Origin of the sequence: Nocardioides sp. S5 (assembly GCF_017310035.1) — a bacterium.
Lineage (GTDB): Bacteria > Actinomycetota > Actinomycetes > Propionibacteriales > Nocardioidaceae > Nocardioides.
The window spans coordinates 1,375,490-1,401,642 of the sequence record NZ_CP022296.1 but is presented as its reverse complement, the minus strand read 5'-3'; the positions used below and the strand labels follow the sequence as shown (position 1 = coordinate 1,401,642).

Sequence of the window (26,153 nt, the reverse complement as noted above, 5' to 3'; positions counted from 1 at the left end):
CACGCCGATCAGAGCAGGAGGTGGTCGATCTCCTCCGCCGCAGCTACCAGCCGAGTGAGGATGTCCTGCTCGGTCGCCGAGCTCATGCGACTGAGCGGCAGCGAGGCGTTGACCGCCAACCGCGGAGAGCGGGTCGAGGCCAGTGCGACGGCGAGGGAGGCGACACCCTCCTCGCTCTCCTCCTTGCTCGTCGCGAACCCCCGGGAACGGATCGTGCGCACCGCGTCGAGAAGCTCGGTCCGGGTGCCTAGCGAATGCGGGGTGAGCTGGATGAGCCGCTCGTCGGGATAAAGCAGATGTAGCTCATCGTCAGTCAGCATGGCCAGCAGCGCCTTGCCGGTGGAAGTGCAATGGGCGGGCATGCTGCGCCCGAGCCGGTTGGCCACTCGCAGGGCCCGATCACTCTCGATGGAATCGATAAAGTGGACCTCGTTCCCCTCGAGCCGGCCCAGGTGCACCGTCTCCCCCAGATCGTTGTTGAGCCGCTCGAGCACCGGGCGTGCCCGGTCTCGGGCGTCGAGTCGGCGCAGCAGACCGAAGGCCAGCGAGTCCAGGGTCGGCCCCGGGACGTAACTGCGCGTCGCGGCATCCTGCCGGACGTAGCCGCGGTACTGGAGCATGGCAAGCAGCCGGTGGGCAGTGGATGATGCCACCCCCAGGTACTTGCTGACGTCCGTCAGCCGCAGGCTGGGGTGCTCCCCCAGCAGCAGCACCACCCGGAGTGCGTTGTCCACCGACTCGATCGGGTACTGCGGCGCCGAGCCAAATTCCGGTGTCGGCGGCAGGTTCGACATCGCTCTCATGGGTCTGAGGCTACGGGGTGTCTGCTGCGCAGGGACCGACGCCGAGGACCTGCGCCCCGGCGGTCACCCCATCCTGGCGACTTCATGCCGCCACGCCACGCCCTCGTTGAAGCCCGGTCCGAGGTCGGGCAGCGCCGCCAAGTCCTCGGCCGGCAGATCCGCTTGCGCCCCTCCCGCCGCGGCGATCTGGAGGGACAGCCGGGCCAGAGAGTCCACGCTGATCGCCCGCAGGACCGCTTCCTGGACCGATCCACCGCTGCTAGTCAAGCCGTGCCCGCGGAGCACGACGACCGGCCGCTTACCCATGGCCGCCACCATCTCCAAGGCCAGGCCACGGCTCCGAACGAGCACGCCACGCGGGTAGACGGGCACCCCGCCGGCGGCCAGCTTGGCGCCCGGGATGTCGAACGCACCGACGATGGGGCGGATCGCGAGGCCAGCCAGGTCTGCTGCGACTACCGCCCGCGGGTGCACGTGGACGACTGAGGCGGCCTCCGGCCGGGAACGCAGCACCTCCACATGCAGCGGCAATTCGTTCGGTGGAGACCATCCATCGAGCTCGCCCGGAGCTCCAGGGGCGCCGCCCTGGTCAACGAGGTGGACGTCGGCGGCCGTCGTCCAGGCCAAGCCCCGCTCCTGAGGGCCGCGGCAGCGGATCAACAAGCGTTCCTCGTCGATCCGCAGGCTGACGTGGCCCAGGAACCCGTCGGACAGCCCACGAGCTGCGGCGACCCGACATGCATCCGCGACGAGCTGCCGCTCAGCGGCGTACCCACCGCTCATGCCGGCGCCGCCCCCGCGGCCGACAGCCGATCGAGCTGGGCGACGACGTCGTCGAACGACGCGCCCGCACCCACCGCCCTCCGGCAGACCAGCAACGCCTTGGGCCAGTTAACCGCGACCGCTCCCCGCAGGTCCCCGCTGTCATCGGTGTAGACCGCCGCTCCGCGGGGATGGGCACTAGTCAGGTCCCCCACCAGCGTGTGCCGGGTCGCCCCAACCGGCCGGCCGACGATCTGAATCTTCCAGTCGTACTGGTCGCTCCACACGTACTCGACCGGGCAGTGGGACCGCAGCTCCTCGGGGTGGGCGATGTTGTGTGCCACCACGGCAGCGGACTCAACCGCGTTGGTCCAGTGCTCGACTCGCACATGCTCTCCGTGTCCCGGGTGGAACCACCGCAGCACGTCACCGACGGCGTACACGTCGGCGGCGTCGACCGCCCGGCAGTGCTCGTCGCAGACGACGCCGTCGTCCACGAGGAGGCCCGAGCCCGCCAGCCAGCCGTCGTTGGGAACGGCGCCGATCCCGACCACGACGGTCCCCGCCGCCAACTGCGAACCGTCGGTCAACTGCACCGTTAGGTCACCGGCTTCGCCCTCGACCGACTCGACACCCACCCCGAACTTCGTGGTCACGCCGTGCCGGGTGTGCAGGTCGACGAACAACTCTCCGACCTCTCGGCCGACGACGCGTCCGATCGGAGCGGAAAGGGGATCGACGACGGTGACTTCTCTGCCCAGGGCGTGCGCGGTGGCTGCCACCTCCGCGCCGATAAAGCCCCCGCCGATGATCACAACTGGCCGGTCGACCTCCAGGTCGTCACGCAGCGCGCGTGCGTCGGCCATGGAACGCAGCACATGCACCCCCGATGTGGCCGACCACGGGGCGGGGCGCGCGGCAGCACCGGTGGCGAGCACCGCAGCGTCGTAGTCGATCGTGCTCCCATCAATGAGCACCACCTGCCGGTCGGCGACGTCCAGACGCTGCGCCGCGACCCCCAGGCACAGCTCGATCCCGGCTGCTGCCGCCGCCTCGGCGGTCAGCAGCGCGATCCGTTCAACGGACCAACAGCCGGTCAAGAATTGCTTGGACAGCGGCGGCTTGTCATAGGGCAGGTCCGGCTCGTCGCCCACGAGGACGATGCGACCGCCGAAGCCCTCGGTACGCAGAGACTGGGCCGTCCGCACGCCGGCGACCGACGCTCCGACGACGACTACGGTCCGGGGATCCGTCATCAGCCCTCGATGCTCAGCGCGTTGGCCGGACAACTGCGCGCGGCTTCCTCGACCCGCGGCCGGTCGGCGTCGCTGATCTCCTCGGTCAGGAGCACAACCTTGCCGTCGTCGTCGATGTCGTAGGCGTCGGGTGCGCCGGTGATGCAGTTGCCGTATCCCTGACAGGCCTTGACGTCGGCCAACAACCGGGGCATGAGCTCTCCTTTTGTTCGATGGGGGGTGGGTCAGGAACGTTTCCTGGGGGAAGCGGAGACGCCGATCCCGCCGTCGGGGTGGACCACCCCGCCGGTGATGCCACGGGACCGGTCGGAGGCTAGGAACACGTAGCTCCACGCGTGGTCCACAGCCGTCAGCGCGACCTGCAGCGGTACCCGGGACGCCAGTTCCTCGGCGCGGCCCGGGATGTCGCCCAGGCTGCGCCCCGCAGTTCCCAGGCTAGGCAACCCACGCAGGTCGGTGCCCAGCGTGCCGCCCGGTGCGACCCCGTTGACCCGCACCTCCGGCGCCAGGTCGTGGGCGAGCGCCGTGACGATCCCGCGGACGGCGAACTTCGAGGACAGGTACAGAACGCCGCCTCGACCCGGGAAATAGGAGGACGTCGACTCTGTAAGGAGCACCACTCCGCGCCCCGACGCCTGCAGATGGGGCAGTGCCGCTTTCACGGACTGCAAGTGGGAAAGCACATTGGTGCGGAACATCTCGTCGAAGGCGACGTCTAGCACGTCGGCGTCGAGGTCGAGAAGACTGCGGTAGAAGTCGAACACCCCCACGCAGTTGACCAGAACGTCCAGCCCCCCGAAGGCCTCGACCGCCGCGGTGACCGCGGCGTCGTTGGCCTGACGGGTGACCGCGTCGCCGACGGTGACCGGGACTTCGGGCAGGGCCGCCCCGATCGCCGCGCTCTTGTCCGGATCGCGCTCCAGGACCGCGACTCGCGCTCCCTCGGCGAGGAAGACGTCCACAACCGCCCGGCCGATGCCCGAGCCCGCGCCCACGACCAGCGCTCGCCGCCCCTCGAGCCAGCCGGCGGTCACTGGCTGCCACCCCCGGGCGGGTGCTGCGGCGGCTCGTTGCCGCCCTCAGGGACCGCGCCGTCTTCGATGCCGGCGGTTCCGTCGGTGACCAGCGAGCCGAAGGGGTTGCCGATCATCGCCGAGAAGGTGGCGGTGCTCTGCCAAGTCAGAGCCTCGAGCTCTAGGGGGTCCAGCGCTACCCACTGCCCGGACTTCGGTGACTCGACCAGGAGCCGGGAACCGTTGCGGGTATCGACGCGGACCACCCGCACCTCGGCGAACTCGTTCGCGATGGTGGTGGCGTCGCCGCGGACGCCCGCGAGCAACGCGTCGCGCTCGGCTGCGGCGCGCCGCGCAGCCCGGGCATCAGCCTCCTCGCCCTCCCAGTGCAGCGTCACAGGAATATCGCCAGGTTCTGCATCCGCATGACCGAGTCGTCCACGAGGATCGTGCGACGGGCCAATTTCCACCCCTCGGGAGTGCGGCGTAGGACGTCCTCGCGCCCGGCGGAGACGAACGAGCCCTCGCGGACGTCGCCACGACTGCGGAAAAGCAGGGTCGCCGACTCGACCACCAGGTGGTCCTCCACCAGATGCCCGTCCAGATCGGCGGCGAAGGCGCGCACGTTACTGAGGTGGTGGCGCAGGCGGGACGGCGGGTCCTCGGTCCATGCGTGCTCGGTGAGGAACCGGGCGACCCGCCGGGACAGGGAGTACTTGTCCTCGTCGAAGTGGGCCATCCCCGGAGAGGTGTCGTAGCCGGCGCCCAGCGCGGTTGTGACCCGCACCGGCATCAGGTAGTGAATGTCGTCGGTGAGAAGGTCCAGCCAGTCGGAGTAGGACTGGGCGTCGAGCATCCACGCCTCGTCGACCAGCCACTGGTGGGCCATCAAGTGCCGCTGGTCCCCGAAGGGCAGCGACCGCCCGGTCCGCTGAACACGGGAGGCGTTCCTGCCGAGCACAGAACTCGCGGAATGAGTGTCGGTCATGCCTGCGCGGCCGTCCCGTGCGACGCGGCGGCGACATCGCCGGCCGCGGCCGAGATTTTTGCGGAGGCATCTGGGGCGCCCTCCCGCGGTCCACCCACCTCGACCGTGGCCGCGATGGACATCGGCGTTTCCAGGTCGTCGGCCCAGCGGCTGAGCAGTGCTCGCTGGTTGTACTCGCTGTAGCCGGTGTGCGCCGACCCCGGACCGTGAAACTGCTCGACGGTGAGCTGCGGGATCACCTCAGTGTCGTCCTCAAGGATGCCCATCCGGCTGTTCAACCGCAGTCGGCGGGCCATGGAGCCAGCTGCGGTGTTGGTCAGAGAGACCCAGTTCTCCACGTCATCCTGCTCGAACATGCCTGTCGAGCCGAAGCACATCAAGTACGCCTTGTAGGACAACGCCTTGAACTCCTCCGGCGCCTCGGCGTCGACGGCGAACCACGACAGCACCTCGGTCTCATCCTCGCTGATCGGCTGCCATTGCCGGATGGAGATGAAGGGCAGCACGTTCTCGGAGTCGGCCACCCGCGGCCAGTTGTGCACGAGGGAGAGGTTCGGGTAGATAGACGCCGCGCTGATCATGAAGCCGTCGTCGCCGATAACCTTGAGCTGATCGGACGACAGATGCTGCTTCATCCGGTCCACCATTTCCTGCGGATACCCGACGTAGCGCAGCCGCTCGTCGAGGTCGCCCTCGGGGAGCTTGTAGGTCGTCCCGCCCCCGGCGCCCGCCCAGTAGGTGGCCCCGTCCTTGCGCTTCTCGGCCTTGGGCTCCCGGAACAGCCCGATCTCCACCACCGAGGTGTGGGTCTGCGGCGTGTGGTACATGTCGCCGGCGAAGTTCTCCGCTCCGATCTTCCAGTTGGCCTTGACCCGCCAGCGCTGCGGGCCGCGCAGCTCGATGCCGCTGCCGCTCTGCTTGGTGTAGTAGTCCAGGTAGAAGCGGAAGTCGCCGAGGAACTCCTCCAGGGGTGGCGCGTCCGGGTCCAGCGACACGAAGATCAACCCGTTGTAGGTCGCCAGGTTAGGCGCCGACAGTAGGCGCTGCCCATTGCGCTTGAACCCCGCCTCGCCGCCGTAAGCGTCTTGGTGGAATGGGAGGCCGACGATCCGCCCGTCATTGCGGTAGGACCAGCCGTGGTACGGGCAGCGGAAGTGCGAGGCGTTGCCCATCTCCGCCCGGCACACCTGCATCCCGCGGTGCAGGCACATGTTGAAGTGCGCCCGGATCTCGCCCTCCTCGTCCCGGGTGACGATGAAAGAGTCCTGCAGCACCCGGCGCACCACGTAGTCGCCGGGCTGGGCGATCTCCGACTCGTGACCGACGAACACCCAGGCACGGGCGAAGACCCGCTCCTTCTCGAGCTCGAAGATCTCGCGGTCATTGTAGACGTGCGCGGGGATCATCCCGCGCCGCACATCGGCGAGCATGCCGGTCTGGTCGGTCATCTGAATCAGTCTCCTCGGGCGGCCCATAGTCAATCGCCGTTTCCTGCCCCTCTGTTGACCAGAGGCGCGTTCTGCTCAGTAGACCACGCATGGGCTGGCGGGGCAAGCACACCCGCTCGTCGGCCGATAGCTCGGCGACAACGTGGCCGGGCCTTGAGCTCACGGTTCTCCTGCTTAAGCGCCTTCATCTTCGCCGCATCGCTGTGCTGACCCCCGGCAAGTAGCCCCCGTCGATGTCGGCCTGACGCACCCAGGACCGGACCGATTCGGTGTGCCGCACCCGAGCTGGGTTGCGACGCGCTGGATCGTGCGGTGCTCAGCGCCCAGCTCGGCACGCAGCGTCCTGACCATCCGCACTGCAGCGGCCTTCTCATCCGGGCCGCCTTCCCATCCGGGCTGTAGCGGCGCGTCGCGGGCTTCCCCGCGGTGGTGTCCTTCGGCCTGAATCCATCCTCGTTTCCAAACGATGGAGAACCCAGGATGCTTCATTGTCGCGTCAAGCCGCTGACGGCATGGCCTCGCGGCCAGGGTAAGCTGCGGCGAGCGTTCGGAAGATCTGCCGGCTGATGTAGCGCTTGAGCTCTCTTGGTCAAGTCGCTGCGGCAAGGAGCTGTTCGCCGCGGTGTCGCGAGGGGTCGTAGACGCTGTCGGTGGTCCAGCATGCCCAGATGACTCGGATCCATCCGCGGGCGAGGATCCGGACGGCGTGAGGATGTCGGGCGCCGCGCGCACGTGCTCGTTGGTAGGCGTCGGCCGCCCAGGACGAGGAGTGTCGGGAGTTGTCGGCGAAGCTGGTGATCGCGACGCGTGCAGGCTTGTTGGCGGTGTAGCGGAACCCGACGGTGCGGGACTTGCCCGAGGCGCGGGTGACGGGGGCGGCACCACACATGGCGGCGACCTGTTCGGGGTTGTCGCAACGCTCAAGCAGAGCCCCGATCTCCGCAATCAGTGCTGCCAGGCTGACCGTGGCAGCACGGGGAAGCGTCTGGAGCAAGGTCGTCTTGGGGCGAGCCGCGAGCGCGCTGGCGAGGTCGCGTTCCAGACGGGTGATCTCGGTGTTGAGCAGCCCAATCTGAGCGACCGAGCCATGGACGACTGATTCGAGGATCCTCGGTGCGAGCGGGCTCGCGCTGGCAGGAGCCGCCCGGAGCCGGCTGAGGAGCTCTGCCGGGGACTTGCCGCCGCGGTAGCTGTGTCGACGGCAGAACTGACCCATCCGGCGCTCGCCAAGCAGTGCTGCGGCCTGAGGTGTCGGATAGTCGCTCAAGAACGCGAGCGCGATCTGAGAGGTCAGCTTCTGGAAGACCACAGCGGCGCCGGGCCAGTGCTCGGCCAGGACAGCCCACAGCTGGTTGGACGCCGCGGTGCGCGCCTCGACCAGTGCCGTTCGTGCCCGCACCAACGCGGCGAGTTCACGAGTCGCCTGCTCAACGGGCTCGACCCGGCGCAGCCGATGGCCGTCGGTTCTGGCGTAGTCGGCGAGCATGAACGCGTCACCGAGATCTGACTTCGCACCGGCCAAGCCCCACCGTGGACGGGCGGCCTTGAAAGCGGCAGGCTCGACCATCCAGACCGGGTGACCAGCGCCTGCGATCAAGCCGACGACCAAGCCTTCTCCGCGTTCGATCGCGACCGGCACTTGCGCCACGTCGCCTCCCTCGACGAGCTCGGCAAGTTCGCAGAACAACTTCATGAGTTGGTCCTCGGTGTGCTGAACCAGCCATCTCTTGATAACCGCGCCCTGGTCATCGATGAGGCACACCGCGTGCACGGTCGAGCCCCAGTCCGATCCACAGAACATCTGTTGACCTCCCGGCCGGACATCGCCGCTGGAGCCGGGCCGACCGTCGGATCCTCATTGTTCGGCCCTCACCGGGGCTGCTCTCTCGCGCCGATCAGGGGACCCGGCAACGACGAGGGCGACCAGCTCAAACAGGCCATCGAGTGGCGAGACATCGAGGCCGTCCCTCGCCGTTCCCGACGAACAGACCAACCTGGCCTGCCGGGCCATACTCGTCCAATGAGGCAGCGGCCGATCTCCTTGCTGGTCTTGCCTTCGGCCAGCCGTCGCTCGATGTAGGCGCGGGTCGCAGGATCGATACGCAATCATGTCAGGAGTTCTGGGTTCATGCCGGACTGATTACCTCAACTCCTCCAACGACCGGCCGATACCCTGAGCGGCCACCTGGAGGGCCGCGACCAGGCGGGGGCGGTGCCGCTTGAGTGTGGGTACGACGACGCCGATGGCCGCGACCACTTCGCCGCCGGCTGCGCTGCGGTGTACGGGCACCGCGACTGAGCAGGCACCGAGGGTCATCTCCTCCTCGGTGATCGCGTAGCCGTCGCGGCGGACCCGCGCCAGTTGCCCGCACAGCAAGGAGCGCTGTGTGATGGTGTAAGGCGTCATCCGCGACAGGTCACCCAGCACCTGTTCTTGCATCCGCTCGGGTGCATGGGCCAGCAGCACTTTGCCGACACCGGTGGCGTGCAGCGGCAACCGCGATCCGGCCGTGCTGACCACCGGCACGGATGCGCGGCCGGAGAGCCGGTCGACGTATAGCGCCTGCGTGCGGTCCCGGACGGCGAGATGCACCGTCGCCAGCGTGGCGGCGTGCAGGTCGTTGAGGAACGGCGAGGCGATCTCACGGAGGCCAGACTGCAGCGGGGCTAGCAGGCCGAGGTCCCAGAGCCGACGGCCGATGACGTACTCCCCGGACGGCCGGCGCACGAGCATCCCCCCGCGCACCAGCTCGCCGGCCAGCCGGTACGCCGTGGGGGTGGGTAGATCGGCCCGTCGGGCCATGTCGCTCAAGGTTAGATGCCGGTGGGCGGTGTCAAAGGCGGACAGCAGCGCGAGCGCCCGGGAGACCACGGTGGCGCCGGGTGTGGAGGTGTTGCCTGCCATTTGATCCATGTCTTTCGCTCAGCGAAAGTTCAGTGTCGCTGGGAGAGGTGGGGCACGTCTACCTTGAGGACCGTGAGCACACCGCAGAGTCCCGACCTGGCGCCCCAGTCGGTCATCAGCGAGGAGATCGGGAAGATCCACGCGGATGCCCCGGCCGGCGAGACCCAGCCCATGATCGACTTCCCGCCGTACCGCAGTTCACTGCTGCGGCACCCCACCAAAGGCCTCCACCACGCCGACCCCGAGGGCATCGAGCTGATGGCACCGGTATTCGGCCATTCCGACGTCGACCCACTCGAGGCGGACCTCACGATCCAGGGCGGCGGCGACCCGATCGGCGAGCGGATGGTCGTCACGGGGCGCATCACCGACAGCGACGGTCGGCCGGTGCGCCACCAGCTCGTGGAGATCTGGCAGGCCAACGCCGCCGGTCGTTACGTCCACAAGCGTGACCAGCATCCCGCGCCACTCGACCCGCACTTCACGGGCACCGGCCGCTGCCTCACCGATGCCGACGGCTCCTACCACTTCACCACGATCAAGCCAGGTCCCTATCCGTGGCGCAACCATCACAACGCCTGGCGCCCCGCGCACATCCACTTCTCGCTTTTCGGCACCGAGTTCACCCAACGGATGATCACCCAGATGTACTTCCCCGGGGACCCGCTTTTCGCACTCGACCCGATCTACCAGTCGATCACCGACCAGGCGGCGCGCGACCGACTGGTGGCGGCCTACGACCACAACGTCACCTCACACGAGTTGGCGACCGGCTACCGCTGGGACATCGTGCTCACCGGCAGCCACGCCACCCCGCTGGAGCGAGAGGGTCACCACGATGCCTGAGCAGTTGCCCGCTACCCCGGGCCAGACCATCGGCCCCTTCTTCCACTACGCGCTGCCCTACGAGGGGGGCCACGAACTGGTGCCGGCCGCCACGCTGGGAGCGGTCCGCCTCCGCGGCACCGTGTACGACGGCAACGGGTCACCTCTGCCCGACGCGATGCTGGAGATCCGGCAGGCCGACCCGGGCGGGACCATCCCGCAGCTCGAGGGTTCGTGGCGCCGGGACCGCGATTTCACCGGATGGGGCCGCTGCGCCACCGACCCGGCTGGACGCTACTCCTTCACGACGCTCGAGCCCGGCGCCGTCGACGGAGGCGCGCCCTTCTTCGCGGTCGTGGTCTTCGCACGTGGTCTGCTCAACCGGCTCTTCACGCGGGCCTACCTGCCCGGTGAAGCGGTCGGGTCCGATCCCTTCCTGGCTGGGCTCTCCGCCGAGCAGCGCGAAACGCTGATGGTGGTCCGCGAGGACGACGGGAGTCTGCGCTTCGACGTCCACCTGCAGGGTGACCGGGAGACTCTCTTCCTGGCCTTTCCGGGGCACGCATGACGGGCTACTCCCTGCTGACCCCCGGCTCCCATCGCAGCGCCGGGGCCCTAGAAGACGCCGCGTTGGTCGGGGCGATGCTCCAGGTGGAGGTTGCCTGGCTGCGTGCGCTGGCTCGGGTCGGTGCCGTCGACGGCGACCTCGCCGGGCAGGTGGCGAAGGTCACGCAGGACTGGGAGGTCGACATGGCGGCGCTGGCCGCGGAGTCTGAGTCCGCCGGCAACGCCGTCGTCCCGCTGGTGAGACTTTTCCAGGAGGCCGTGGGCCAGGACGCCGCGCAGGTCGTGCACCGCGGGCTGACCAGCCAAGACGTTGTGGACACCGCGCTGGTGCTGTTGGCCCGCGACGCGCTGGTGCGGATGGGTGACGACCTCGCCGCCACCTCGCGCGCGCTCGCGGCGCTCGCCGGTCGGCACCGTTCGACGCTCATGGTCGGGCGCACGCTCACCCAGCACGCAGTGCCGATCACGTTCGGGCTGAAAGCCGCCCAGTGGCTCGCCGGTGTCCTCGATGCTGTGGCGCAGGTCGACGACGTTCTCGGGACGCTGCCGGTGCAGTGCGGTGGTGCGGCGGGAACCCTGGCCATGGTCGGCGAGCTCACCAACGAGCCACTCGCCGCAGCGCGGGCCTTCGCCGACGAGCTGGCCTTGGACTGGCCAGGTGTGCCGTGGCATACCAACCGTTCCGTGATCACCCGCATCGGCTCGGCCGTGGTGAGCACCTGCGACGCCCTCGGGGTGGTGGCCGCCGACGTCTCCACGCTGTCCCGGCCCGAGATCGGCGAGCTGCGCGAGGGCACGGTCGCAGGTCGTGGCGGCTCCTCGACCATGCCGCACAAGCGCAACCCGGTGCTCAGCGTGCTGATCCGCAGCGTCGCACTGCAGGCACCGCTGCTCGGTGCCCAGCTCCATCTCGCCGCGGCCCAGGCGGTCGACGAGCGACCGGACGGTGCCTGGCACTCCGAGTGGCCTGCGCTGGTCCGGCTGCTGGAGGCGGGCGTGACCGCGGCGTCTCAGGCCGCGGAGCTGACCGCCGGGCTGGAGGTCGACGGGAAACGGATGGGAGACCGTGTGGCTGCCGCCGCCGACGAACTTCTGTCCGAGCGGGGTGGCGGGGGGAAGCCCGCCGACTACCTCGGCTCGACCGACGCCTTCATCGACACCGTGCTCGCCCGCGTGCCCGAGGGAAGGGCTGCGCATGGCTGAGCCGGACCTGACCGCGACTCGCCTCGCCGGAGGACCTGAGTCACCTCGGCTGCTGGTCGTCGGCCCATCTCTTGGCACCTCGGTCGAGGCACTGTGGGAGGCGACAGCACGCCGCCTCGTCTATGACTTCGAGGTCGTCGGCTGGGACCTGCCTGGGCACGGCCGCAGCAAGCCGGCGACCGGGCCGTTCACGGTCGGCGAGCTGGCCGCGGCGGTGCGCCGCCTCGCCGCCGACGTCGCTGGCGACCGACCCGCGGCGTACGCCGGCGTTTCGCTGGGAGGCGCCGTCGCGCTGGAACTTGCCCTTGATCCCGGCGTGTTCACCGCAGTCGCTTGCATCGCGAGTGCGGCGAAGATCGGCGAGCCCTCTGCTTGGCATGAACGGGCCGCCCTGGTGCGCAAGGCCGGCACCTCCGTGATGGTCTCCGGCTCCTCCGAGCGCTGGTTCGCGCCCGGCTTCCTGATGCGCGACCCGGCCACCGGCACCCGGCTGCTCCTCTCGCTGGCCGACGCGGACAAGGACTCCTACGCCCTGGCCTGCGAGGCGCTCGCCGACTTCGACGTGCGGGACCGGCTCGCCGACGCCACGGTGCCGCTGCTCGTCGCCCCAGGCGACCAGGACGTCGTGATCTCCCCGCACACCGCCCGGGAGATCACCGCGGACCGTGCGCCGAACAGCTCGATGAACGTGTTCACCGGCTGTGGCCACCTGCCGCCGGCCGAGGACCCCGACGCGGTCGCCCGGGCCCTGAACGACTTTGCGACCGGAGGGAAACGATGAGCGACACCTACGACGACGGCATGCGGGTGCGCCGCGAGGTGCTCGGAGACGCGCACGTCGACCGCGCCGAGGCACACAAGACACCGTTCACCACCGACTTCCAGGAGCTGATCACCCGCTACGCGTGGGGCAGCGTCTGGACCCGCCCCGGCCTCGACCGGCGTACCCGCAGCGTCGCGGTGCTCACCGCGATGATCGCGCTCGGCCACTGGGAGGAGTTCGCCATGCACGTGCGCGCCGCGCGCACCAACGGGCTGACTCCTGAGCAGATCGCCGAGGTCATCATCCAAGCAGGCATCTACTGCGGCGTGCCTGCCGCCAACCACGCCTTCGCCGTCGCACAAGGGACGCTCGACTCCCTGGAGACCCCTGATGAATGACGCGTTCGTGTACGACGCTGTCCGCACCCCCTTCGGCAGGTACGGCGGGGCGCTTGCGGCGGTGCGCCCCGACGACTTGGCAGCCCTGGTGATCCGCACGCTCGTGGAGCGGACCGGTCTCGAGGGGGGCCAGGTCGACGAGGTCGTGTTCGGCAACGCCAACGGGGCCGGCGAGGACAACCGCAACGTCGCCCGGATGGCCGGTCTGCTCGCCGGGCTGCCCCCCTCGGTTCCCGCCTCGACGGTGAACCGGCTGTGCGGCTCCAGCCTGGACGCCACCATCGCCGGCGCCCGCCAGCTCACGCTCGGGGAGTCCGACGTGGTGCTGGTCGGTGGTGTCGAGTCGATGTCCCGCGCCCCGTGGGTGCTGCCCAAGCCCGAGCGGCCCTACCCGGCGGGCAACGCGGAGCTGGTCTCGACCGCGCTGGGGTGGCGGCTGGTCAACGCGGCGATGCCGACGGAGTGGACGGTCTCACTCGGTGAGGCCACCGAACAGCTCCGAGAGCGCGAGGGCGTGGCCCGCGAGGACCAGGACGAGTTCGCGCTCCGCTCGCACCAGGCTGCGGCGAAGGCGTGGGACAGCGGCTTCTACGACCAGCTGGTCGTGGCCGTCCCCGGCGTGGACCTCCCGCGTGACGAGTCGATCCGCCCCGACTCCACGCTGGACAAGCTCGCCGGATTGAAGCCGGTCTTCCGCAAAGATGGGACGGTCACCGCAGGCAACGCCTCACCCCTCAACGACGGGGCGTCCGCCGCACTCCTCGGCAGCGCCAACGCCGCCCGGCAGATCGGCACCGAGCCGCTGGCGCGAATCGCAGCCTGGGGTGCGTTCGCTAACGAGCCACAGTTCTTCGGCTTTGCGCCGGTAGAAGCGGCGAACATCGCCCTGCGCCGCGCCGGCATCACCTGGCACGACGTCGCAGCAGTCGAGCTCAACGAGGCCTTCGCCGCCCAGTCGCTGGTTTGCATCCGTGCCTGGGACATCGACCCCCACATCATCAATCGGCACGGCGGCGCCATCTCGATCGGCCACCCCCTCGGCGCGTCCGGCACCCGGATCCTCGGCACCCTGGCCCGCTCGCTCGAGTCCACCGGCGAACGCTGGGGCGTAGCCGCGATCTGCATCGGCGTGGGCCAGGGCCTGGCCGTCGTCCTAGAGAGCACCCGGGGAGCCGTCGCGTGAGCGAGACCCAGTTCGTCGAGACCGCCAAGGAGGCGGTCGCCGACATCGCCGCCGGAGCCACCGTGATGATCAGCGGCTTCGGCACCGCCGGTCAGCCGGTGGAGCTGATCGAGGCACTGATCGAGTCCGGGGCCAAGGACCTCACCGTGGTCAACAACAACGCCGGCAACGGCGACCGCGGCCTCGCTGCGCTCATCCGCGAGGGTCGGGTCGGCAAGATCATCTGCTCCTTCCCCCGGCAGTCCGACTCCCACCACTTCGACGAGAAGTACCGCACCGGGAAGATCGAACTCGAGCTCGTCGCGCAGGGCAACCTCGCCGAACGGATCCGCGCTGCAGGTGCCGGCATCGGCGCCTTCTTCACACCCACCGGCTACAACACGCCGCTGGCCGAGGGCAAGGAGGTCCGCGAGATCGACGGCCGCCACTACGTGCTGGAATACCCGATCCACGCAGACGTCGCACTAATCAAGGCCTACGCCGCCGACCGGCTCGGCAACCTCGTCTACCGCAAGACCGCCCGCAACTTCGGGCCAATAATGGCCGCCGCCGCGAAGACCACGGTCGTACAGGTGCACGAGATCCGCTCTCTCGGCGGCATCGACCCCGAACATGTGGTGACCCCGTCCATCTACGTCGACCGCGTGATCGAGGTGCCGTCCGAGCGCCCGACGATCCCGAGGAGGGTCAGTGAGCAACACTGAGGAACTTATGGGCTCCGACCAGCTCGCCGCGATCGTCGCTCAAGACATCCCACCGGGTTCGTTCGTGAACCTCGGCATCGGCCAGCCCACCAAGGTCTCCAACCACCTCGACCCCACAGCCGGCGTCATCCTGCACACCGAGAACGGCATGCTCGGCATGGGTCCCGAGGCGCACGGCGACGAGGTCGACCTTGACCTCATCAACGCCGGCAAGGTCCCGGTCACCGAACTGCCTGGTGCGTCGTACCTCCACCACGCCGACTCGTTCGCGATGATGCGCGGCGGCCACCTCGACTACTGCGTGCTCGGAGCCTTCCAGGTCTCCACCACCGGCGACCTAGCCAACTGGCACACCGGCAAGCCCGACGCCATCCCGGCCGTGGGCGGAGCGATGGACCTCGCCATCGGCGCCAAGCACACGTTCGTGATGATGAGCCTGCTCACCCGGGACGGAAGGTCCAAGCTGGTGCCCGAGTGCACTATGCCGCTGACCGGCGTCGGCTGCGTGAGCCGTGTCTACACTGACCACGGGGTGTTCCTCCTCGAGCCGCAGGGCGTGGCCGTGCGCGAACTCTTCGGCATTGCCTTCTCCGATCTCCAGGAGCTCGTCGAGGTCCCCCTCACCGACAGGACGGACACCTGATGGCACTCACCCGGACCCAGGTCAGCATCGTCGCCGGCGGGCCCGCAGGCCTGATGCTCTCGCATCTTCTGCACCGCGCCGGCATCGACTCGGTCGTCGCGCCCCCCGCGCCCTGGGCCGCTCTCCAATTCGCGCCATGACCGCCAACCACGATCACGACATCATCCGCACCGCCATCAAGTCCAGGAACGGCGACATCACACGGGTCGCCGTGGAGTCACACATCATGAGCACCGTTGCGCTGTTCGCGGACACCCTCGACGAACCGGCCTAGCAGTGCAGGAGACACTAGCACCCGGTCCGGAGACCGTACTCGGAAAGATGATGAAGGTACTGCTGGCCTTCACCGTGGAGGACACGGTGCTCGGCTTCGCCGACCTGCAGCTCCGCACGGGCCTGGCGAAGGCGACGTTGCACCGCCTGTTGGGCGACCTAGTCGGTGCGCGCCTCCTCGAACGCGTCGAGGGTAGGTACCGCCTCTCCCGGCTGGTCTTCGAGCTGGGCATGCGCGCCTCTGTCGAACGAAACCTGCTGGAAGTGGCCACACCCTTCCTCGAGGAGCTCTACGAACGCACCCACGAGACGGTCCACCTCGGGGTGCGGGAGGGCCACGAGGTCGTCTACGTCGCGAAGATGGGAGGCCATCGCCAAGCCGCAGCGCCCTCCCGGCTCGGGGGACGAATGCCCATGCACGCGACTGCCATCGGCAAGGCCCTCCTCGCGTGGTCCCCGCCGGAGGTAAGAGAGGCGGTGCTGGGGACGCGCCTCCAGCGGTGCTCTCCACGGACTGTCGTCAACCGGACCGTGCTCCGAGGACAGCTCGACGAGGTGATGGCCACGGGTGTCGCCTTCGAGTACGAGGAATCGGCCGTGGGCATCATCTGCGTCGCCGCACCCATCCTCGACGAGAACGACCAGGCCTTAGCCGGCATCAGCGTCACCGGACCCGTCGGGCGTTTCCAACCCGCGCGCCATGCCAGCGCCGTCCACGCAGCCGCAGCCGGGATCGCCGCAACCCTCGCCCGCAGATCCACACTGCGCTGAGCTTACGGGCACTACGCGTCGCGACCTTCGGCGGGTTCCCCGGCTCTGTTGCCGCAAGGAGGGCCGAGTTCTTGTGACCGGAACTCGGGCCTTGGTCCTGCGGATGCGCTGCCCCAACCATATGGAGATGAGCCACTCCACGCGCGCCGTCACCCCGACGGCCATCGACGAAGCAGCCAGGCGGCTCGCAGCGGCGGCCAGCACTGGCACGCCATGCGATCCGGTGCGCGACCTGATCGGCCGCGACGACGTCGCCTCCGCGTATGCCGTGCAGGGACGAGGCATCGGCGCCCGTGTCGACGCGGGGCTGACCATCGTGGGCCGCAAGATCGGACTGACCTCGCCGGCGGTGCAGGAGCAGCTCGGCGTCGACCAACCCGACTTCGGGGTGCTCCTCGACGACATGGCGTACACCGACGGCGATGTCGTGCCGATCGGCCGGTTCCTGCAGCCGCGGGTGGAGGCGGAGGTCGCCTTCGTCCTCAGGCACGACTTGGCCGACGGCGCGCTCGACGTCGACCAGGTCCGCGACGCCGTCGCCTACGCGGTGGCGGCGCTCGAGATCTGCGACAGCCGGGTCGCCGGCTGGGACATCACCTACACCGACACCGTCGCCGACAACGCCTCCGCGGGCGCCTACGTGCTCGGAACCGGGCACCACTCCCTTGAGCAGGTCGAGCCCCGGGAGGTCGCGATGTCGATGACGGTCACGGGCCAGGAGGTCTCCGTCGGCACCGGCGCCGCGTGCCTGGGCGACCCGCTGCTGGCCGTCCAGTGGCTGGCCCGTCGGGCCCGCGACCTGGGCGAGCCGCTCCGCGCGGGCCAGGTCATCCTCTCCGGCGCGCTGGGCCCGATGCGGCCGGTCACCCCCGGAGCCACGGTCGCCGCATCCATCACGGGCCTCGGCACCGTGTCGTGCACGTTCACCCAGGAGAAAGCATGAGCAAGGCTAAGGTCGCCATCATCGGCTCAGGCAACATCGGCACCGACCTGATGATTAAGGTGCTCCGCAACGCCCGGCACCTCGAGATGGGGGCGATGGTCGGTATCGACCCGGGGTCGGACGGGCTGGCCCGGGCCGGCCGGATGGGCGTGCAGACCACCCACAAGGGAGTGGACGGGCTGATGGCGCTGCCCGACTTCCACGAGATCGACATCATCTTCGACGCCACCTCGGCCAAGGCGCACGAGGCCAACTCGGCCAAGCTCGAGCCGCTCGGCAAGAGGATGATCGACCTCACGCCCGCTGCCATCGGGCCCTATGTCGTGCCTGCCGTCAACCTCGAGGACCACCTCGACGCCCCCAACGTCAACATGGTCACCTGCGGCGGCCAGGCCACCATCCCCATCGTCGCTGCGGTCGCCCGCGTCGTACCCGTCGCCTACGCCGAGATCGTCGCCTCCATCGCGAGCAAGTCGGCCGGCCCCGGCACCCGGGCCAACATCGACGAGTTCACCGAGACCACCGCGGCCGCGATCATCCAGGTCGGCGGAGCCGAGCGGGGCAAGGCGATCATCATCCTCAACCCCGCCGAGCCGCCCCTGATCATGCGCGACACCGTCTTCGCGCTGGTCCACGCCCCCGACCCCGTGGTCCACGAGGAGATCGCCAGGTCGGTGGAGAAGATGGTCGCCGACGTGGCGGCCTACGTGCCCGGCTACCGCCTCAAGCAGCAGGTCCAGATCAACGAGATCCCGGGCGACCAGCCCGTGGAGACCCTGATCGCCGAAGGCACCGCACGCCCGACGCACCAGGTGTCGGTGTTCCTCGAGGTCGAGGGCGCCGCCCACTACCTCCCGGCGTACGCCGGCAACCTCGACATCATGACCTCCGCTGCTCTGCAGGTGGCCGAGCGGATCGCAGCCCGAAAGGCCACGGCGTGAGCACCCCGATCTTCGTCCAGGACGTCACCCTCCGCGACGGCATGCACGCCGTGCGGCATCGGATCACCCCCGAGGACGTGCAGCGCATCGTCGTCGCCCTCGACGAGGCCGGTGTCGACGCCATCGAGGTCGCCCACGGTGACGGGCTCGCGGGCTCGTCGCTCAACTACGGTCCCGGCAGCCACACGGACTGGGAGTGGATCGAAGCCGCCGCGTCGGTGCTGAAGAACGCCCGGCTCACCACCCTGCTGCTGCCCGGCGTCGGCACCATCCACGAGCTGAAGCGGGCCTACGAGCTCGGGGTGCGGTCGGTCCGCGTCGCGACGCACTGCACCGAGGCCGACGTCGCCGCCCAGCACATCGCCGCCGCCCGCGAGCTCGGCATGGACGTCTCCGGCTTCCTGATGCTCTCCCACATGGCCCCGCCCGAGGAGCTGGCCCGACAGGCCAAGCTCATGGAGTCCTACGGCGCGCACTGCGTCTACGTCACCGACTCCGGCGGGCGGCTCACCATGAACGACGTCGCCGCCCGAGTGAAGGCCTACCGCGACGTCCTCGACCCCAGTACCGAGATCGGGATCCACGCCCACGAGAACCTCTCGCTCTCGGTCGCCAACAGCGTCGTCGCCGTCGAGAACGGCGCCTACCGCGTCGACGCCTCCCTGGCCGGCCACGGCGCCGGGGCCGGCAACTGCCCCATCGAGCCGTTCGTCGCCGTCGCCGAGATCATGGACTTCAAGCACGGCTGCGACCTCTTCAAGCTGCAGGACGCCGCCGACGACATCGTCCGCCCGCTGCAGGACCGCCCCGTCCGGGTCGACCGCGAGACCCTCACGCTCGGGTACGCCGGCGTGTACTCGTCCTTCCTTCGCCACGCCGAGGTCGCCTCGCAGCGATACGGCGTGGACGTGCGCGAACTGCTGATGGAGTGCGGCCGTCGGCGTCTCGTCGGTGGCCAGGAGGACATGATCTACGACATCGCCCTCACCCTCGCGGGACAGCGAGAGAGGCAGAGCGCTTGACCACAGCGTCCTGGACGCTGCCCTAGTTTCGCGCGGCGAGTCAAGAAGAACAAGCGGCGCGGTGAAGTTGCCGGGCACGCCTGGTGACGTCCGGTTGTGGTCGCGCCGAGGAGCGGCGGCGAGGAAGGGGTCGGTCTGGTCGCCTGGTCCCTCGGCAGTGGTGCCGACGTCGTCGTTGGTGTCGGTCTCGAGCTGACGCAGTCGACGTACCGTCGCCTGGTCGAGTCCGGTCAGCCGCACATACGGGATTCACAACGTCTCATACGACGGTGTGTCGCTCCTGCTGAATGAGACCTCCCTGCCTAGTGTCATCTGGGACAGGGAGGTCTCATCCTTTCTTCCCCACCGAGATCTCGGTCCATCAGCTGACGCGGTGGAGGTGGGGAAGCGGTGCTCAGGGCCCGGGTCGATCGCCGCGCCATTCAGTTCCTGGATGTTGCGCATCGGTTGGTCGCCGGCGACGTGCTCGAGACCTCTCGACTCTCGGGGCGTGCCCGATGGTCTGCCGGTCTATCTCGAGGACGATGGCTCGATGGCCGGCACTCGGCGCCTCAACGAGTACCTGCTCGCAGCCCATCGCGACGGCCGCATCAAGCTCGCCAGCATCGCGAAGATGCATTCCTACCACCTTGCCCGGTGCCTCCAGTTCGTGCGGGCCCGACGAGCCCAGCAGGCGGCACACCGCCAGGGCATGGCCGTCGACGAGTGGGTGACGCTGCACGGCGAGCCCTCCACATGCCTCGCCCAGACCACCCGCGACGATTTCCGCGCCTACAGCGAGCACCGCCGGGCCACCGTGAAGCACAACTCCTGGAACACCGAAGAGTCATCGATCGCCGGCTTTTTCAGCTACGCCGCGGACGTCGGCTGGATCGAGCGCGACCCGCGCCCGCTATAGGGCCGCAACCGGCGCGACACCCTGCGATCCCGCGTCGCCCACCACCGCAACGTCAAGTTCCTCACTGAGCGCCAGTTGCGGGCGTTCCTCGAGCACGGACTACGAGGTGACCCATCTCTTCCGGTGGCGCCGACCTACCCGGACCGCGACTACTGCTACGGCCTCACCCTCGTGAGCACCGGGATGCGCCGAGCTGAAGGTGCCGCCCTCCTCGACGTTCAGCTCCTCTCACCGCATGCCTTCCCGCCCGGTGGCGTGATCGAGTTCGTCATCACCGGCAAGGGCGAGCCTCCTCGCACCGTCTACATCACACGCGAGCTGGCAACCCAGGTCGAGCTGTATCGGATCGGGGAACGCGCCCGCCTTGTCGAGGCTGCCCAGCTGGCAGACAACACAGATCTCGTGCCAACCGCGGTCGAGGAGCTGCTCCGCTACGACTCCCCGGTCCAAGGCCTTGCGCGCACCCTGACCCGACAAGTTGATCTGCACAGTCAACGCATGAGGGCCGACGACACCGTGCTGCTGCTCTTCGGCTCGGCCAACCGAGACGACCACGCGTTTCCGACGCCGACCATTTCGACATCAACCGTCGCCCCGAACGACAGGTCGCGTTCGGACGCGGCATCCACTTCTGCCTCGGCGCATCCCTGGCCCGCCTCGAAGCACGCGTCGCTCTGCAGGCGCTCTTAGCCCGCCATCACGACTGGGACGTCGACCTCGACTCAGCGGTCCGACTGCGCTCCGGCCCGATCCGCGGCTACTCCTCGCTGCCGGTGCATTAGGCCAGGCTCACCGCCTCATATTCAGGGAAGGAGCAGCTATGAAGGAAGGACCGAAGCCGAGCCGCGCCGGCGTCCTCCACGAGGTGATCGAGGAGATCCTTGTCCGGAAGGACGGGCAGATCCCCACCGACATCGAAGGCACCGACGTATTCCTCGACGGCATCGAAGACCTCGCGAACGCTCTTCTGCTTCGATGGCACACCCGCCTGGTGGCATCGCTGGAACGGGGACTCGCCGACGAACCCGAGGACCGTGAAGAGGCCGTTATCGAGGCATGGCGGCACGCCACCTGGATTTACTGGGGCGTGCGGAAGGTCATCGACGACCTTGCGGACCACCCGCCCACCGAAGAAGTTGCTCACGCCGTCCGCGCGACCGCATGCAACGACTGGGCCGCCATGGCCGTCGCAGCCGGGCTGGCCAGTGCCTTCGATGAACCAGCAGTTCGAGTCGGCCACCGTCTCGAGCTCGAAGCGCGACGACGCAACCTCGTAGAGCACAGCACGGCCCGCATGCCTCGGCCGCGAACCGTGCTCGGCAGTTCAAGGCGTTGCTCACCGGTTGAGCGGGCCCCGCAAAGGGTCGGCTCTATTTCCCGCCCCTGAACGGATGCCGGCCGCTGCGCACTTCGGTGCTGGTTCATGAGGGCAACGTGGCTCATCACAGATGACGGTGTAGCGGCTGAGGTAGGGGCGGTGGCCAGGTAGACGTCGAGGCCTCCCGATGATGGAAGTTCTGACGCTCGCCATCTGGAAGACCTCGACTTGTCTGACGCTACCTTCGCTTGCCCTGATCTGACCAAGTTTTGCCGGCTCGATGAGCTCGGCCTTGAGGTCACCGGCCAACGCCTTGACGCCCATCGTGCTGTCCTCGCCTGCCGGATCCTCGAACCGGATCAGTGGTGTCGTCGTTGCGGCTGCGAGGGCGTGCCGCGCGACACCGTGACCCGAGAACTTGCACACGAGCCGTTGGGCTGGCGGCCGACGACGTTGCTGGTCACGGTCTGTCGCTACCGTTGCACCGGTTGTCGACATGTGTGGCGCCAGGACGCGACCAGAGCGGCCGAGCCGCGAGCGAAGCTGTCGCGTCGTGGGCTGCGGTGGGCGCTGGAAGCCATCGTGCGCCAGCACCTGACGGTGGCCCGGGTTGCCGAGGGTCTCGGGGTCGCGTGGAACACCGCGAATGACGCGGTCCTCGCCGAAGGCACGCGCGTGCTGATCGACGACCCTGCCCGACTCGAGGGCGTCACCGCGATCGGCGTGGACGAGCACGTGTGGAGGCACACCAGGCGTGGCGACAAATACGTCACCGTGATCATCGACCTCACTGGCATCCGTGACGGCACCGGCCCAGCACGGCTGCTCGAAATGGTCGAGGGCCGGTCCAAGCAGGCGTTCAAGACCTGGCTCGCCGGACGTGAGCAGTCTTGGCGCGACGCCGTAGAGGTGGTCGCGATGGACGGGTTCACCGGCTTCAAGACCGCCACTACCGAGGAACTCCCCGACGCGGTCGCGGTGATGGACCCGTTCCACGTCGTGCGGCTGGCCGGCGACGCGCTGGACCGCTGCCGACGTCGGGTCCAACTAGCCATCCACGGAAACCGCGGCCGTAAGGACGACCCCCTCTACCGCGCGCGCCGGACCCTACACACCGGCGCAGGCCTGCTCACCGACAAGCAGAAGGCGCGCCTGGAGACCCTGTTCGCGACCGATGATCACGCTGAAGTCGAGGTGACCTGGTGGATCTATCAGCGGATGGTCGCGGCCTACCGTCAACCTGACCGCGCCAAGGGCCGCGAGCTGATGTGCAAGCTGATCGAGTCGATCAGCCACGGCGTCCCGGCCGCACTGAGCGAGCTCGTCACGCTAGGGCGGACCCTGAAGAAGCGAGCCGACGACGTGCTCGCCTACTTCGACCGGCCCGGCACATCCAACGGCCCGACCGAAGCGATCAACGGCAGGCTCGAACACCTCCGCGGCTCAGCGCTCGGGTTCCGCAACCTCACCAACTACATCGCTAGATCGCTGCTCGAGTCCGGCGGTTTCAGACCTCGGCTACACCCTCAATTGTGAAGAGCCGGCAAGGGTCTTCCCAGATGACGGTGTAGGTCGGCCGGGCGCGTCGGTCCGCAGATAGACGTCGAGGTCTCCCGACGACGGAGGTTCCTACGCCATCCATCCGAAAGACCTCGACGTGTTCGACGCTACCCCGCCGGCCGGCTTCGGCCGCCCTGACCTGACCGCCTTCGCTCGACTCGACGGCCTCGGTCTGAGCGTGACCGGGCAACGACTTGAACCGGATCGTGCGGTCCTCGCGTGCCGCGTGGTGGAACCAGATCAGTGGTGCCGACGGTGCGGCAGCGAAGGCGCTGCTCGTGACACCGTGATCCGGCGGTTGGCCCACGAGCCGCTGGGCTGGCGACCGACCGTGCTGGAAGTTGTAGTGCGCCGCTACCGCTGTGCCGACTGCGGACACGTGTGGCGCCAAGACACCAGCGCCGCGGCGGAGCCACGCGCGAAGCTCTCGCGCACCGGGCTGCGGTGGGCGCTGGAAGGGATCGTGGTCGCACACCTCACCGTCGCCCGTGTCGCCGAGGGACTCGGGGTCGCGTGGGACACCGCCAACAACGCGGTCCTGGCCGAAGGCAAGCGGCTGCTGATCAACGACCCCACGCGGTTCGAGGGCGTGAAGGTCATTGGCGTCGATGAGCACGTCTGGCGCCACACCAGGCGTGGCGACAAGTACGTCACCGTGATCATCGACCTCACCCCGGTCCGCGATGGCGCCGGCCCAGCAAGGCTGCTGGACATGGTCGAGGGCCGGTCGAAGGCGGCGTTCAAGACCTGGCTCGCCGACCGCGACGACGCCTTCCGTGACGCGGTCGAGGTGGTCGCGATGGACGGCTTCACCGGGTTCAAGACCGCCGCTGCAGAGGAGATCCCGGACGCGGTCACGGTGATGGATCCCTTCCACGTCGTGCGCTTGGCCGGTGACGCCCTCGACAGGTGCCGGCGCCGGGTCCAACTCGCGATCCACGGGCACCGTGGGTTCAGGGACGACCCGCTCTACAAGTCGCGGCCCACGCTGCACACCGGCGCGGACCTGCTCACCGACAAGCAGAGCGACAGGCTACGCGCGCTGTTCGTTGATGACGCTCACGTCGAGGTCGAGGCGACCTGGGGTGTCTACCAGCGCATGATCGCCGCCTATCGCCACGAGGACCGGCAACGTGGCCGCGAGCTCACGGAGAAGCTGATCACCGACCTCAGCGCCGGCGTCCCCAAGGTGCTCACCGAGCTCACCACCCTGGGCCGGACCCTGAAGAAGCGAGCCGCTGACGTGCTCGCCTACTTCGAACGACCCGGCACCAGCAACGGGCCGACCGAGGCGCTCAACGGACGGCTCGAACACCTGCGCGGCTCCGCACTCGGGTTCCGCAACCTGACCAACTACATCGCCCGAAGCCTGCTCGAGACCGGCGGCTTCAGACCCCAACTTCTACACCCCCGATTGGGATGAGCCGGTTAAGTCTGGTGTGATGCGCCGGCGTCGCGGAGCGCACCGAGCTGCTCGGGCCACTCGGCGTCGCTGTGGACCAGGAATCGGGTGCAACGGTCGGCGGCGCTGATCGAGGACCCGGCTGGGGTCGACGTGGGTGAGCTCTTGGCCGATCGAGAAGGCCCAGTGGCTCTCGCCGTCGGCCGCCGCCCCGATGTAGTCGAGGACCTTGCCGGCGCCGACCTCGCTGACCAGCCCGGTCACGTGAAGGTCGCCGGGCTCGATGGTGCAGCCGAGCCGCACCCGGGCCAGCCGGTCGGCCTCCAGCTCGTACTGCGTGCCGATCACGCGAGACCTCCCCGCAGCAGGTCGAGGTCGAGTTCATGCATGACGTCGATGCGCTTGCTGGGGTCGCACGCGGCAGGTGCCGGCACGACCAGGCGGCGCAACTGGCGCTCGGTGACACTCTGCTGCTGCGGCTCGGGGGTGTCGTCGTGCTCGTCCATCGTCGGGTCCTCCTCAGCGGCCGGGAGCGGGCCGGTCGGTGGCAGGTTGAGCCCGTGGGGCGTCCCGCTGGCTGTGGTGGCCGGGTGGCTTCGGAACGAACGACTCGTCGAGCTCGGTGACGACCTCGCGCATCTGCGCCTGGTGGCGCTCCCACTCCCGGGGATGCAGGCCGTTCTGCAGCGCCGAAGCGACGATGGCGGCCATGGAGTAGGGCCGGTCGGCCGGCACCTCGTCGAGTGCGCACCAGGCACGTGCCCCGTCGCCGCGCAGCCAGCTGGCGAAGCCGAGCATCGAGGCCGGCGCCGCGCGCACATCGTCCGGCGCACGCCGCGTGAGGTCAGTCCACAGGGTGACGTGGGAGGCAGTGTTCTGGGTGCTCATGTCCTCCCAGAGCGCGTCTCGGGTGCTGACGGTCTCCAGGGCCACGAGCATCCGAGCGCCGTCGACGTCGGAGACGCGGTTGCCGTCTGCGTGGAACTGCTCGAGTCGGTCCAGGGCCCACTCGCGCTCGCCGCTGGGGCTGCGCGTGACTGCCGCGGCCCGCGCCTCAGGGAGGACCTGGGCGAGCAGCTCACGGTCTCCGACCAGGGACGCTGCCAGGGAGGCCCGATTAGCGGCGGGCTGGACAGCGCCGGTCAGAACGGTCTTCGCGGCGATCCGCTCGGCGGCCGCCTGGGTCTGCAGGCCGGTGGCGCCGGTGTTGAACTCGCGCCAGCGCTCGCCGTCGGCCCACAATCTCAGGTGCGTGGTGATGCCGACGGTGTCCAGGTGGGTGGACAGGTGCTGGCTGGCCAGCTCGGCGTTGCGGCGGTCCTCGGTGATGCACACGATGTCGACTCGCGCGCCGGGTTGGGCGTGCCGTCCGTAGACGCCTCCGATCGCGTCCCAGACCTCCTCCCGGTCCCGCGCCGTCTTGGGCAGGTCGACGCGGCTGATCGGGAGACCTGGCCCGAAGGGGACCAGGATGATCGACTCCTCGGGCTTGAACCCGAGGACGTGGGGCACTGCGGCGAGCAGTTCGTCCGGGGACTGAACGACGAGGTCCATCGGGCCCGAC

Annotated in this window: 33 protein-coding genes and 1 pseudogene; 20 read left to right on the top strand and 14 right to left on the bottom strand. The window is 69.0% G+C overall.

Annotated elements, in window-relative coordinates:
* Window positions 1-8 precede the first annotated feature (8 nt).
* From CFI00_RS06950 to CFI00_RS06900, 11 genes and pseudogenes are all read right to left on the bottom strand, one after another.
* Entirely contained in the window at window positions 9-803 is a 795-nt protein-coding gene (locus CFI00_RS06950; RefSeq protein WP_207084496.1) for an IclR family transcriptional regulator, read from the bottom strand.
* Between the two features lie 63 nt (window positions 804-866).
* Entirely contained in the window at window positions 867-1,586 is a 720-nt protein-coding gene (locus CFI00_RS06945) for a class II aldolase/adducin family protein (RefSeq protein WP_068329729.1), read from the bottom strand.
* Window positions 1,583-2,821, bottom strand: coding sequence for an FAD-dependent oxidoreductase (locus CFI00_RS06940; RefSeq protein ID WP_068329732.1), 1,239 nt, complete (start codon window positions 2,819-2,821; stop codon window positions 1,583-1,585). Before CFI00_RS06940 ends, CFI00_RS06945 begins: the two co-directional genes overlap by 4 nt.
* Window positions 2,821-3,015 carry a ferredoxin gene (locus tag CFI00_RS06935; RefSeq protein WP_207084495.1) on the bottom strand — a complete coding sequence of 65 codons (195 nt, stop codon included), beginning with the start codon at window positions 3,013-3,015 and terminating at the stop codon, window positions 2,821-2,823. The genes CFI00_RS06940 and CFI00_RS06935 overlap by 1 nt, the downstream gene beginning before the upstream one ends.
* 30 nt (window positions 3,016-3,045) lie before the next feature.
* Window positions 3,046-3,855: a 3-(cis-5,6-dihydroxycyclohexa-1,3-dien-1-yl)propanoate dehydrogenase gene (hcaB, locus tag CFI00_RS06930; protein WP_207084494.1), complete on the bottom strand. Its 810-nt coding sequence runs from the start codon at window positions 3,853-3,855 to the stop codon at window positions 3,046-3,048.
* Entirely contained in the window at window positions 3,852-4,232 is a 381-nt protein-coding gene (locus CFI00_RS06925; protein ID WP_207084493.1) for a hypothetical protein, read from the bottom strand. Before CFI00_RS06925 ends, hcaB begins: the two co-directional genes overlap by 4 nt.
* Window positions 4,229-4,822, bottom strand: coding sequence for a 3-phenylpropionate/cinnamic acid dioxygenase subunit beta (locus CFI00_RS06920; protein ID WP_068329738.1), 594 nt, complete (start codon window positions 4,820-4,822; stop codon window positions 4,229-4,231). Before CFI00_RS06920 ends, CFI00_RS06925 begins: the two co-directional genes overlap by 4 nt.
* Window positions 4,819-6,270, bottom strand: a complete 1,452-nt coding sequence (locus tag CFI00_RS06915) for a Rieske 2Fe-2S domain-containing protein (RefSeq protein ID WP_207084492.1) — start codon at window positions 6,268-6,270, stop codon at window positions 4,819-4,821. The genes CFI00_RS06920 and CFI00_RS06915 overlap by 4 nt, the downstream gene beginning before the upstream one ends.
* 152 nt (window positions 6,271-6,422) lie before the next feature.
* A pseudogene (locus CFI00_RS06910) lies at window positions 6,423-6,749 on the bottom strand (hypothetical protein); the annotation flags it as partial.
* 110 nt (window positions 6,750-6,859) lie between these two features.
* Window positions 6,860-8,071 carry an IS110 family transposase gene (locus CFI00_RS06905; RefSeq protein ID WP_207084491.1) on the bottom strand — a complete coding sequence of 404 codons (1,212 nt, stop codon included), beginning with the start codon at window positions 8,069-8,071 and terminating at the stop codon, window positions 6,860-6,862.
* A 339-nt stretch (window positions 8,072-8,410) separates the two neighbouring features.
* Window positions 8,411-9,175 (bottom strand): IclR family transcriptional regulator, encoded by a 765-nt coding sequence (locus tag CFI00_RS06900; protein ID WP_032491515.1) that lies wholly within the window; start codon window positions 9,173-9,175, stop codon window positions 8,411-8,413.
* A 72-nt stretch (window positions 9,176-9,247) separates the two neighbouring features.
* Between CFI00_RS06900 and pcaH the strand changes: the two genes are divergently transcribed.
* The 20 genes from pcaH to CFI00_RS06805 all read left to right on the top strand — a co-directional run bounded on the left by pcaH (window position 9,248) and on the right by CFI00_RS06805 (window position 24,610).
* The gene (gene pcaH / locus CFI00_RS06895) at window positions 9,248-10,021 is read left to right on the top strand and encodes a protocatechuate 3,4-dioxygenase subunit beta (protein ID WP_032491514.1); all 774 of its coding nucleotides are present in this window, start codon (window positions 9,248-9,250) and stop codon (window positions 10,019-10,021) included.
* Window positions 10,014-10,568: a protocatechuate 3,4-dioxygenase subunit alpha gene (gene pcaG / locus CFI00_RS06890; protein ID WP_068329749.1), complete on the top strand. Its 555-nt coding sequence runs from the start codon at window positions 10,014-10,016 to the stop codon at window positions 10,566-10,568. Before pcaH ends, pcaG begins: the two co-directional genes overlap by 8 nt.
* On the top strand, window positions 10,565-11,770 hold the full coding sequence (locus CFI00_RS06885; protein ID WP_207084490.1) for a lyase family protein: 1,206 nt from the start codon (window positions 10,565-10,567) through the stop codon (window positions 11,768-11,770). The genes pcaG and CFI00_RS06885 overlap by 4 nt, the downstream gene beginning before the upstream one ends.
* Entirely contained in the window at window positions 11,763-12,551 is a 789-nt protein-coding gene (locus CFI00_RS06880; RefSeq protein WP_207084489.1) for an alpha/beta hydrolase, read from the top strand. Before CFI00_RS06885 ends, CFI00_RS06880 begins: the two co-directional genes overlap by 8 nt.
* Window positions 12,548-12,931: a 4-carboxymuconolactone decarboxylase gene (pcaC, locus tag CFI00_RS06875; RefSeq protein WP_068329759.1), complete on the top strand. Its 384-nt coding sequence runs from the start codon at window positions 12,548-12,550 to the stop codon at window positions 12,929-12,931. The genes CFI00_RS06880 and pcaC overlap by 4 nt, the downstream gene beginning before the upstream one ends.
* Entirely contained in the window at window positions 12,924-14,114 is a 1,191-nt protein-coding gene (locus CFI00_RS06870; protein WP_207084488.1) for a thiolase family protein, read from the top strand. Before pcaC ends, CFI00_RS06870 begins: the two co-directional genes overlap by 8 nt.
* Window positions 14,111-14,818: a 3-oxoacid CoA-transferase subunit A gene (locus tag CFI00_RS06865; protein ID WP_207084487.1), complete on the top strand. Its 708-nt coding sequence runs from the start codon at window positions 14,111-14,113 to the stop codon at window positions 14,816-14,818. The genes CFI00_RS06870 and CFI00_RS06865 overlap by 4 nt, the downstream gene beginning before the upstream one ends.
* Complete coding sequence (locus tag CFI00_RS06860; RefSeq protein WP_277988357.1) at window positions 14,805-15,461, top strand: 3-oxoacid CoA-transferase subunit B; 657 nt, start codon at window positions 14,805-14,807, stop codon at window positions 15,459-15,461. Before CFI00_RS06865 ends, CFI00_RS06860 begins: the two co-directional genes overlap by 14 nt.
* The gene (locus tag CFI00_RS23840) at window positions 15,461-15,601 is read left to right on the top strand and encodes an FAD-dependent monooxygenase (RefSeq protein WP_277988356.1); all 141 of its coding nucleotides are present in this window, start codon (window positions 15,461-15,463) and stop codon (window positions 15,599-15,601) included. Before CFI00_RS06860 ends, CFI00_RS23840 begins: the two co-directional genes overlap by 1 nt.
* On the top strand, window positions 15,598-15,735 hold the full coding sequence (locus CFI00_RS06850; RefSeq protein WP_169702093.1) for a hypothetical protein: 138 nt from the start codon (window positions 15,598-15,600) through the stop codon (window positions 15,733-15,735). The genes CFI00_RS23840 and CFI00_RS06850 overlap by 4 nt, the downstream gene beginning before the upstream one ends.
* Before the next feature lie 47 nt (window positions 15,736-15,782).
* Window positions 15,783-16,505, top strand: a complete 723-nt coding sequence (locus tag CFI00_RS06845) for an IclR family transcriptional regulator (RefSeq protein ID WP_207084486.1) — start codon at window positions 15,783-15,785, stop codon at window positions 16,503-16,505.
* Window positions 16,506-16,632: 127 nt separating this feature from the next.
* Window positions 16,633-17,448, top strand: coding sequence for a fumarylacetoacetate hydrolase family protein (locus CFI00_RS06840; protein ID WP_207084485.1), 816 nt, complete (start codon window positions 16,633-16,635; stop codon window positions 17,446-17,448).
* Window positions 17,445-18,389, top strand: coding sequence for an acetaldehyde dehydrogenase (acetylating) (locus CFI00_RS06835; protein ID WP_207084484.1), 945 nt, complete (start codon window positions 17,445-17,447; stop codon window positions 18,387-18,389). The genes CFI00_RS06840 and CFI00_RS06835 overlap by 4 nt, the downstream gene beginning before the upstream one ends.
* Complete coding sequence (dmpG, locus tag CFI00_RS06830; protein ID WP_207084483.1) at window positions 18,386-19,411, top strand: 4-hydroxy-2-oxovalerate aldolase; 1,026 nt, start codon at window positions 18,386-18,388, stop codon at window positions 19,409-19,411. The genes CFI00_RS06835 and dmpG overlap by 4 nt, the downstream gene beginning before the upstream one ends.
* A 490-nt stretch (window positions 19,412-19,901) precedes the next feature.
* Window positions 19,902-20,309 carry a hypothetical protein gene (locus CFI00_RS06825; RefSeq protein WP_207084482.1) on the top strand — a complete coding sequence of 136 codons (408 nt, stop codon included), beginning with the start codon at window positions 19,902-19,904 and terminating at the stop codon, window positions 20,307-20,309.
* Window positions 20,310-20,432: 123 nt separating this feature from the next.
* Window positions 20,433-20,999, top strand: a complete 567-nt coding sequence (locus tag CFI00_RS23505) for a cytochrome P450 (protein ID WP_242532722.1) — start codon at window positions 20,433-20,435, stop codon at window positions 20,997-20,999.
* On the top strand, window positions 20,933-21,091 hold the full coding sequence (locus CFI00_RS23500) for a cytochrome P450 (RefSeq protein WP_242532850.1): 159 nt from the start codon (window positions 20,933-20,935) through the stop codon (window positions 21,089-21,091). The genes CFI00_RS23505 and CFI00_RS23500 overlap by 67 nt, the downstream gene beginning before the upstream one ends.
* 38 nt (window positions 21,092-21,129) lie before the next feature.
* Window positions 21,130-21,696 (top strand): hypothetical protein, encoded by a 567-nt coding sequence (locus CFI00_RS06815; protein WP_207084481.1) that lies wholly within the window; start codon window positions 21,130-21,132, stop codon window positions 21,694-21,696.
* A 159-nt stretch (window positions 21,697-21,855) separates the two neighbouring features.
* Window positions 21,856-23,163 (top strand): ISL3 family transposase, encoded by a 1,308-nt coding sequence (locus CFI00_RS06810; RefSeq protein ID WP_207084480.1) that lies wholly within the window; start codon window positions 21,856-21,858, stop codon window positions 23,161-23,163.
* A gap of 121 nt (window positions 23,164-23,284) precedes the next feature.
* Window positions 23,285-24,610 carry an ISL3-like element ISPfr2 family transposase gene (locus CFI00_RS06805; RefSeq protein ID WP_207084479.1) on the top strand — a complete coding sequence of 442 codons (1,326 nt, stop codon included), beginning with the start codon at window positions 23,285-23,287 and terminating at the stop codon, window positions 24,608-24,610.
* Here CFI00_RS06805 and CFI00_RS06800 read toward each other — a convergent pair.
* From CFI00_RS06800 to CFI00_RS06790, 3 genes are read right to left on the bottom strand one after another with little or no spacing between them, the layout of a single operon-like run.
* Window positions 24,590-24,937, bottom strand: coding sequence for a hypothetical protein (locus tag CFI00_RS06800; RefSeq protein ID WP_207084478.1), 348 nt, complete (start codon window positions 24,935-24,937; stop codon window positions 24,590-24,592). The genes CFI00_RS06805 and CFI00_RS06800 overlap by 21 nt on opposite strands.
* Window positions 24,934-25,095, bottom strand: coding sequence for a hypothetical protein (locus tag CFI00_RS06795; protein ID WP_207084477.1), 162 nt, complete (start codon window positions 25,093-25,095; stop codon window positions 24,934-24,936). Before CFI00_RS06795 ends, CFI00_RS06800 begins: the two co-directional genes overlap by 4 nt.
* Window positions 25,096-25,108: 13 nt before the next feature.
* Window positions 25,109-26,143 carry a DUF4192 domain-containing protein gene (locus CFI00_RS06790; protein ID WP_207084476.1) on the bottom strand — a complete coding sequence of 345 codons (1,035 nt, stop codon included), beginning with the start codon at window positions 26,141-26,143 and terminating at the stop codon, window positions 25,109-25,111.
* Window positions 26,144-26,153 lie beyond the last annotated feature (10 nt).

What these genes read in the sequence shown, in the direction of transcription:
- CFI00_RS23840 (WP_277988356.1), top strand. Translation starts at nt 15,461, where the DNA reads ATGGCACTCACCCGGACCCAGGTCAGCATCGTCGCCGGCGGGCCCGCA.
- CFI00_RS06900 (WP_032491515.1), bottom strand. Translation starts at nt 9,175, where the DNA reads ATGGCAGGCAACACCTCCACACCCGGCGCCACCGTGGTCTCCCGGGCG.
- CFI00_RS06790 (WP_207084476.1), bottom strand. Translation starts at nt 26,143, where the DNA reads ATGGACCTCGTCGTTCAGTCCCCGGACGAACTGCTCGCCGCAGTGCCC.
- CFI00_RS06835 (WP_207084484.1), top strand. Translation starts at nt 17,445, where the DNA reads ATGAGCAAGGCTAAGGTCGCCATCATCGGCTCAGGCAACATCGGCACC.
- CFI00_RS06945 (WP_068329729.1), bottom strand. Translation starts at nt 1,586, where the DNA reads ATGAGCGGTGGGTACGCCGCTGAGCGGCAGCTCGTCGCGGATGCATGT.
- CFI00_RS06880 (WP_207084489.1), top strand. Translation starts at nt 11,763, where the DNA reads ATGGCTGAGCCGGACCTGACCGCGACTCGCCTCGCCGGAGGACCTGAG.
- pcaC (WP_068329759.1), top strand. Translation starts at nt 12,548, where the DNA reads ATGAGCGACACCTACGACGACGGCATGCGGGTGCGCCGCGAGGTGCTC.
- CFI00_RS06940 (WP_068329732.1), bottom strand. Translation starts at nt 2,821, where the DNA reads ATGACGGATCCCCGGACCGTAGTCGTCGTCGGAGCGTCGGTCGCCGGC.
- CFI00_RS06870 (WP_207084488.1), top strand. Translation starts at nt 12,924, where the DNA reads ATGAATGACGCGTTCGTGTACGACGCTGTCCGCACCCCCTTCGGCAGG.
- CFI00_RS06885 (WP_207084490.1), top strand. Translation starts at nt 10,565, where the DNA reads ATGACGGGCTACTCCCTGCTGACCCCCGGCTCCCATCGCAGCGCCGGG.
- CFI00_RS06950 (WP_207084496.1), bottom strand. Translation starts at nt 803, where the DNA reads ATGAGAGCGATGTCGAACCTGCCGCCGACACCGGAATTTGGCTCGGCG.
- CFI00_RS06905 (WP_207084491.1), bottom strand. Translation starts at nt 8,071, where the DNA reads ATGTTCTGTGGATCGGACTGGGGCTCGACCGTGCACGCGGTGTGCCTC.
- CFI00_RS06920 (WP_068329738.1), bottom strand. Translation starts at nt 4,822, where the DNA reads ATGACCGACACTCATTCCGCGAGTTCTGTGCTCGGCAGGAACGCCTCC.
- CFI00_RS06850 (WP_169702093.1), top strand. Translation starts at nt 15,598, where the DNA reads ATGACCGCCAACCACGATCACGACATCATCCGCACCGCCATCAAGTCC.
- pcaG (WP_068329749.1), top strand. Translation starts at nt 10,014, where the DNA reads ATGCCTGAGCAGTTGCCCGCTACCCCGGGCCAGACCATCGGCCCCTTC.
- CFI00_RS06840 (WP_207084485.1), top strand. Translation starts at nt 16,633, where the DNA reads ATGAGCCACTCCACGCGCGCCGTCACCCCGACGGCCATCGACGAAGCA.
- CFI00_RS06795 (WP_207084477.1), bottom strand. Translation starts at nt 25,095, where the DNA reads ATGGACGAGCACGACGACACCCCCGAGCCGCAGCAGCAGAGTGTCACC.
- CFI00_RS06935 (WP_207084495.1), bottom strand. Translation starts at nt 3,015, where the DNA reads ATGCCCCGGTTGTTGGCCGACGTCAAGGCCTGTCAGGGATACGGCAAC.
- CFI00_RS06815 (WP_207084481.1), top strand. Translation starts at nt 21,130, where the DNA reads ATGAAGGAAGGACCGAAGCCGAGCCGCGCCGGCGTCCTCCACGAGGTG.
- CFI00_RS06845 (WP_207084486.1), top strand. Translation starts at nt 15,783, where the DNA reads ATGATGAAGGTACTGCTGGCCTTCACCGTGGAGGACACGGTGCTCGGC.
- CFI00_RS06915 (WP_207084492.1), bottom strand. Translation starts at nt 6,270, where the DNA reads ATGACCGACCAGACCGGCATGCTCGCCGATGTGCGGCGCGGGATGATC.